A 633-nucleotide genomic window follows, 5' to 3' on the forward strand; every position below is an offset into this window, starting at 1 on the left:
CCGGAGACTTGCACATGCCAAGAGCTCGTTTGATCACCGCATTCCTGCTCTCGGCCGCGGCCCTGCCGTTTGCCGCGTCAAGTCCGGCGTCGGCACAGGTCGAGGGCAAGACCAACCAGCAGTGGTTCCCCGATTTGCTTGATTTGAGTCCGCTTCGACAGGAGTCGCCAAAATCAAACCCAATGGGATCAGACTATGATTATCGCCGGCAGGTCGAAACTCTCGATGTTGCTGCGCTGAAACAGGATATCGCTACGGTCCTGACCACCTCGCAGCCATGGTGGCCGTCCGATTACGGAAACTATGGGCCGTTCTTCATCCGGATGGCCTGGCATAGTGCGGGAACGTACCGGCAGGCTGATGGCCGAGGCGGCGCTGGCGGCGCGCAGCAGCGGTTCGAACCGCTGAACAGCTGGCCGGATAACGTCAATCTCGACAAGGCTCGTCGCCTGCTATGGCCGGTCAAGCAGAAGTACGGCTCAAAGATCAGTTGGTCGGACCTCATGGAGCTGACGGGCAACGTCGCCTTGGAGCAGATGGGCTTCAAGACGCTCGGCTTTGCCTTTGGACGCCGCGACGAATGGGAAGCGGATAAAACCTATTGGGGACCTGAAACCAAGATGTTGGCCGATC

1 protein-coding gene is annotated in these 633 nt (G+C 59.2%); it reads left to right on the plus strand.

All coding sequences use genetic code 11. The features are described from left to right. Positions 1–62 precede the first annotated feature (62 nt). A partial coding sequence (locus AACY45_RS27400; RefSeq protein WP_339548585.1) for a peroxidase family protein occupies positions 63–633 on the plus strand: 571 nt, incomplete at its 3' end.

The organism is Pseudomonas sp. RA_35y_Pfl2_P32 (assembly GCF_963970735.1).
In the GTDB taxonomy this organism is placed as follows: domain Bacteria; phylum Pseudomonadota; class Gammaproteobacteria; order Pseudomonadales; family Pseudomonadaceae; genus Aquipseudomonas.